The sequence below is a fragment of the Nitrosophilus sp. genome, from assembly GCF_982775275.1.
Map to the genome: position 1 here is coordinate 1 of NZ_CEXZHP010000106.1, position 5258 is coordinate 5258.

8 protein-coding genes are annotated in these 5258 nt (G+C 32.0%); 6 read left to right on the forward strand and 2 right to left on the reverse strand.

Translation table 11 applies throughout. The annotated features are described in order from the left end of the window. The 5 genes from AC30RD_RS05975 to AC30RD_RS05995 form a co-directional block, all read left to right on the forward strand. Positions 1–207, forward strand: a 207-nt coding sequence (locus tag AC30RD_RS05975) for a S8 family serine peptidase (protein ID WP_489493435.1), incomplete at its 5' end; no start/stop codon positions are given. 68 nt (positions 208–275) lie between these two features. Further along, positions 276–554, forward strand: a complete 279-nt coding sequence (locus AC30RD_RS05980) for a hypothetical protein (protein WP_489493436.1) — start codon at positions 276–278, stop codon at positions 552–554. A gap of 16 nt (positions 555–570) precedes the next feature. Then, positions 571–1287 (forward strand): C39 family peptidase, encoded by a 717-nt coding sequence (locus tag AC30RD_RS05985; protein WP_489493438.1) that lies wholly within the window; start codon positions 571–573, stop codon positions 1285–1287. Positions 1288–1362: 75 nt separating this feature from the next. Continuing rightward, positions 1363–1485, forward strand: coding sequence for a hypothetical protein (locus AC30RD_RS05990; RefSeq protein ID WP_489493439.1), 123 nt, complete (start codon positions 1363–1365; stop codon positions 1483–1485). A 197-nt stretch (positions 1486–1682) separates the two neighbouring features. After that, positions 1683–2450 (forward strand): transporter, encoded by a 768-nt coding sequence (locus tag AC30RD_RS05995; RefSeq protein WP_489493440.1) that lies wholly within the window; start codon positions 1683–1685, stop codon positions 2448–2450. A 3-nt stretch (positions 2451–2453) separates the two neighbouring features. Here AC30RD_RS05995 and AC30RD_RS06000 read toward each other — a convergent pair whose 3' ends face one another. Together AC30RD_RS06000 and AC30RD_RS06005 are read right to left on the reverse strand one after the other, a co-directional pair. Then, entirely contained in the window at positions 2454–3395 is a 942-nt protein-coding gene (locus AC30RD_RS06000; RefSeq protein ID WP_489493442.1) for an aminodeoxychorismate synthase component I, read from the reverse strand. Next, positions 3388–4272, reverse strand: a complete 885-nt coding sequence (locus AC30RD_RS06005) for an aspartate carbamoyltransferase catalytic subunit (RefSeq protein WP_489493444.1) — start codon at positions 4270–4272, stop codon at positions 3388–3390. The genes AC30RD_RS06000 and AC30RD_RS06005 overlap by 8 nt, the downstream gene beginning before the upstream one ends. Positions 4273–4348: 76 nt before the next feature. Here AC30RD_RS06005 and AC30RD_RS06010 point away from each other — a divergent pair, with 76 nt between their 5' ends. After that, the gene (locus tag AC30RD_RS06010; protein ID WP_489493446.1) at positions 4349–4834 is read left to right on the forward strand and encodes a glycine zipper 2TM domain-containing protein; all 486 of its coding nucleotides are present in this window, start codon (positions 4349–4351) and stop codon (positions 4832–4834) included. Positions 4835–5258 lie beyond the last annotated feature (424 nt).

A 5258-nucleotide genomic window follows, 5' to 3' on the forward strand; every position in this document is an offset into this window, starting at 1 on the left:
AAAAATTCTAAGTATGAGACAATGAGTGGAACAAGTATGGCAACACCACATGTAAGCGGATCTGCTGCTTTATTAATAAGTACTAACGAAGAACTTTCCCCAGATGATGTGAAAAATAGATTGAAGGAGAGTGCAGAAGATCTTGGATTGCCTGTTGAGCAGCAAGGCGCCGGATTGGTAAGGCCTGATTTAGCAATAATTCAATAAAGACTAAAAAATTTGCAATTATTTTGCAATCTTTTTTGTAATAATTTAAAAAAACAAAAGGAGTAAAAATGGCTGAGACAAAAAAGTTTATGTTTTCGGTAGGAAATGCTGGATTTGAAAAATATGAAGTTATAGATAATATAAGTTATGTCTATACTTTGAATCCAAAAGACGAAAAAGAGATTCCAGAGCTTATTAACAATATAATCAAATCTACATTTGTTAAAGTAAGAAGCGATTATCAAGAAAAAGCGGACGGATTTATAAATATTCAGACTTCATGGGCACCTTATAAAGAAGGTATATTAGTTTTTCATATTTATGGAGATATAGCACAAGAAAAATAAAACAAAAGGGGGCACTATGAAAAAAAATTCTCTAATAATAGTGTTGGTATTAATAATGGTTTTGGCAAACGCTTTTGCCTCTGAAAAAAATAATAAAAAAAATAGTGTCCCTATATATATATCAACTAAATTTGGGACAGTTATGATTCGTCCTAAAATTAAATCTGCTGCAGAATTAAAATCAAAAAATCTTGTAAAACAGCAGTTTGATTTTAGTTGCGGTTCCGCAGCTGTAGCTACTCTTTTTAAATTTTATTTAAATGATCCAGTTACTGAGCAACAAGTTATTAACGGCCTTTTCCATTTTGGCAATAAAGAGCAAATTATAAAAAACAAAGGTTTTTCTTTATTGGACATAAAAAAATTAGCTAATGCGTTAGGATATAAAGTTGGAGGCTATAAAACAGATGTTGAAGGTCTTGTTGCTTTAGGAAAACCAGCTATAGTTACTATAACAATAGGCAAATATAAACATTTTGTAATCTTTAGGGGAGTAAAAAAAGGAAGAGTCTTTTTAGCTGATCCAGCTTTGGGAAATACAATTTTGCCAATAGATGAGTTCGAAAAAATGTGGTATAAAAATATCGCATTAATAATAATGCCAAAAGGAAATAGAAAAATTGACAAACTAAAAATAGATGCAGATGATGAGATTTGGGTCAAATCAGAAAATCTTAGAAATCTTCTATTTTTGCAGCAAATACAAACTTTTAGAACAAATAATGAATTCTAATTATATTAATTTAAAAATTTATTTAAGAATTTATTGTTATAATTGCTCCATCTCACTAATTTAATAGGAGTTTTTATGAAAAAAATAGTTGCCCTCTTTACCGCCCTTTCACTATCTTTCTTCTCTTTATATGCTGATACAGATAATGAAAAACTAAAAAAGCGATTCAAAAAGAGTCGCAGCCAGAAGAGGTTTTAATAAATTTTGAAAGAGATTATGTTCTTTTAAAAAAAGGGAGTTTTGAACTAGAAAATGCTTTTTCTTATACATATAACTCTGCAAAACAGATATATTTAGAAAGTTTTGCAATATTAGATCCGGTTTTTTTAACCCTTGGTAGATTTGGTATAGAAAATACAAAAAGGCATATATTTACAGATACTATCTCTTTTAGATTGGGGATAACAGATAATTTTCAATTTGAAGTTGGTGTTCCACTTATATATAGGCATGAGAGATACTCTATAATAGCTGGAAAAGGCCAATCAGAACCGGATGAAACACAAGATCAAGCGGGAATAGGAGATGTAAGTGTATCTTTTTCATATCAGCCTATTAAAGAAGGAGCAAATACTCCAGCAGTTTTATTAAGTTTAGGATATAAATTTAAAAATGCCAAGAGCCCGTTTGATATAGAGGTGGATCAAAATGGTAATCCAAAAGATCTTCCTTTAGGAAGCGGATATCAATCCATAAAATTAGGTGTAAATTTTGTAAAATCAATCGATCCTGTCGTAGTTTATGGTGGAATATCTTATGCATATAATAAAAAAGAAAATGTAGATCAAACATATGAAATATACAATAAAGAAACAAATGAGACAGATAAAGTGGGTTTAATGGATGTTGATCCGGGAGATACTGTAAGTATAAATGTTGGTTTAGGTTATGCAATATCATATAACTTTTCTATCGGGTTTCAATTTATTGATGATTACACTTTTTCAACAGATGTTTGGTATTATGATTATAATGATGATGGAACTAAAACGGAACTTATGAAAAAGGAAGCCCCCAACTCTACTGTAAATTCAGCTCAGTTTAAGTTTACCGCCGGATGGGCTTTATCTGATAAATCTTCACTAAATTTTGGCTTGGGCATTGGTTTGACCTCGGATTCTCCTGACTTTGTCTTTGAAGTAAGATATCCTATTAGATTTTAATTTTTATAAAGGGATATAGACTTTGTCTATCATCTCTTTATACTCTTTTTTTAAATCGCTATCTATTGTGACACCTCCTCCGCTTTTATATATATAGTTATCTTTATCTTTTTCTATATATCTTATCAAAACAGCACTATCTAGGCTTTCTCCGTCATATATACCAAAAATCCCCGTAAAAAAGCCTCTTTCATAATTTTCAACCTCTTTAATTATCTCTACGCTTTTTCTTTTTGGAGTCCCGCTAATACTTCCAGCAGGCAAAAGTTTTTTTAAAATCTCTCCCAAATTTTCTCTCCAGTTAATATCCAATCTCCCTACAATTTCCGAACTAACCTGCAAAAGCTCTTTTTCTCCCGCTTTTATCTTTTCTACATATCTAAATCTTTTTACTCTTACTTCTTTTGAAACCATAGAAAGATCGTTTCTTAATAGATCTACCACCATTATATGTTCAGCCATCTCTTTTTCGTCTTCTAATATTATCTTTTTTGCATCTTTAATATTTGCTTCAATGGTTCCTTTCATAGGATATGTATAAATTTCGTTATTTTCTATTTTTATAAATCTCTCCGGAGAAAACGAGACAAATTTATCTTTAAAATATAGTTTAAATTTTGCATTAGAAGCGAAAAATATCTCTTTTAGTGTGCAGTTTGTTTCTATTTTTGTGGGAAATGTTAGATTTAAAAGATAGGTATTTCCTTTTTTTATATTTTCTTGAACTTTTAAAAAGGCTCTTTTATATCTTGCAAAATCGATAGGCTCTTTTTTTAATATTTTTGGAATACAATTTTTCTTTTTTGTATAATTTTTCCTATTTTCGATCTTGTAATATACCTCTTTTAATTTATTTAACTCTTCTACAAAAAGCCTTTTGCCCTCAAAATCAAAAACAAATAAAAAAGGAATCTTTTTAGAAGCTAAATATGAGATTTTATCCATTTTCCATTATCAGTTTTTTTAAAACTGCCATCCTTATAGCAACTCCGTTTTTAACCTGTTCTAAAACCTTGCATCTAGGATCGCTTAAAACTTCGTCGCTAATATCAATATTTCTATGAACGGGTCCTGGATGAAGAATGATGATATCTTTATCTTTTATTAACTCCTTTGTTATGCAAAAATCGCTTGCATAATCTTTGAGACTTGCGTAAATTGGGAGTTTGTGTCTTTCTGTTTGGGTTCTTAGACTCATGATAACATCGATTTCATCAATTACATCTTTTAAGTTTGAAGTAGTTTTTAGATCTTTTCTTTTTGGCAGAAACTGAGGAGGCGCAACTAAAGTGATATCCATTTTATATCTTTTTAATAAAGATATATTTGAGTTTGCGACACGGGAGTTTTTTATATCTCCAACTATAGCAATTTTTTTGCCCTCAACATCGCCTAAATATTTTTTTATTGTAAAAAGATCTAAAAGAGCCTGTGTAGGATGCGCGTGAGCTCCGTCTCCGCCGTTTATCAAAGAGCAGTTTACGTATCTAGCCAAAATATTTGGCACTCCGGCATGAGCGTGTCTTACTACTATGGCGTTTGGACCCATTGCATCAAGGTTTGCCGCGGTATCATAAAGAGTTTCGCCTTTTTTTGTTGAACTTTTTGTTACATCCAAACTAACTACTTCTGCTCCCAGCCTTTTTGCCGCAACCTCAAAAGAGCTTCTTGTTCTAGTGGAGCTTTCAAAAAATATAGTAATTATTAACTTATTTTTCAAAAGACTCTTTGGCCTGTTTTTTAAAAAATATGATGCGTCTAAAAAAATATTTTCAATCTCCTCTATTGTTAGATCGCTTGTTTGTAAAAGATGTTTAGCCACATATCGCTCCAAATTGTAAATTGTAATATTTTATACTAAAATAAGTTAAAGATAAATAATTTTAAAAGGAGTTCCTATGAGAAAGTCTCTATTTTTGGTTTTGATATTTGCCGCCTTTGCCTTTGCCGAAAAATTTACTTATGTTGAGTATCTGCCTGTATATAAAAGCGAGAAAATATATAGAGTTATTACAAAAAGAGTTCCATATGAAGAGTGTTGGGAAGAGGAGGTACCCATATCTCAAGAAAATGACGGAACCGTTGGGGCATTGATAGGTGGAGTTGCCGGAGGGATCATAGGACATCAGATAGGAAAAGGTAGTGGAAAAACAGCGGCGACTATAGGGGGTGCTATAGTTGGGACTATCGTTGGGAAAAGTTTAGCCGAGCGCCAAGCAAGACCTGGATATCAGATAGTCAAAAGATGTAGAACAAGATATCAAGAGACAAAAGAGAGAATTATAGAATATAAAAATTATGCAACCTTTAACGGACAAGAGATTGTTAAATATAGCTCGCGTCCATTAAAAGAGATAAGAGTTAAGGTAACTATTGAGTATTAGTTTATTTTGGTTAAAATAGTTAAAAAGGTTGAGTAGTTAAAATAGTTAAGTGGTTGAGTGGTTAAATAGTTGGGTAGTTTAGTGGGAAAGTGAAAAAGTGAGGAAGTTAGAAAGTGAGCGAGGGCAAGCCGAAGGCTTAGAACGATAACTGCTTATCTTACTGGCGTATGCTATGCAAGTAAGCTTGCATATACGCATCGCCGTGCGAGCCTAAAATCGTAAAGCAGTTTACGATTTTTTAACGGCTCTCCCGTGCCCGAGCTAAGTCTGCGAGTATATGCAAGTCCTAAGTCTGAGGAATTTAGTGACGAGTATACGAACGGCTGGTTTACCTTGAAACAAATCAAGCGAGTAAAACGAGCGAAGATTTGTGGTTAATTAAAAGTGAGAGAGTTAAAAAGTTGTAATGAATTTTACCAATTCC

Bases quoted from the DNA above. Each gene is read 5' to 3' on its own strand.
- AC30RD_RS05980 (WP_489493436.1), top strand. From the start codon at position 276: ATGGCTGAGACAAAAAAGTTTATGTTTTCGGTAGGAAATGCTGGATTT.
- AC30RD_RS05985 (WP_489493438.1), top strand. From the start codon at position 571: ATGAAAAAAAATTCTCTAATAATAGTGTTGGTATTAATAATGGTTTTG.
- AC30RD_RS05990 (WP_489493439.1), top strand. From the start codon at position 1,363: ATGAAAAAAATAGTTGCCCTCTTTACCGCCCTTTCACTATCTTTCTTC.
- AC30RD_RS06000 (WP_489493442.1), bottom strand. From the start codon at position 3,395: ATGGATAAAATCTCATATTTAGCTTCTAAAAAGATTCCTTTTTTATTT.
- AC30RD_RS06010 (WP_489493446.1), top strand. From the start codon at position 4,349: ATGAGAAAGTCTCTATTTTTGGTTTTGATATTTGCCGCCTTTGCCTTT.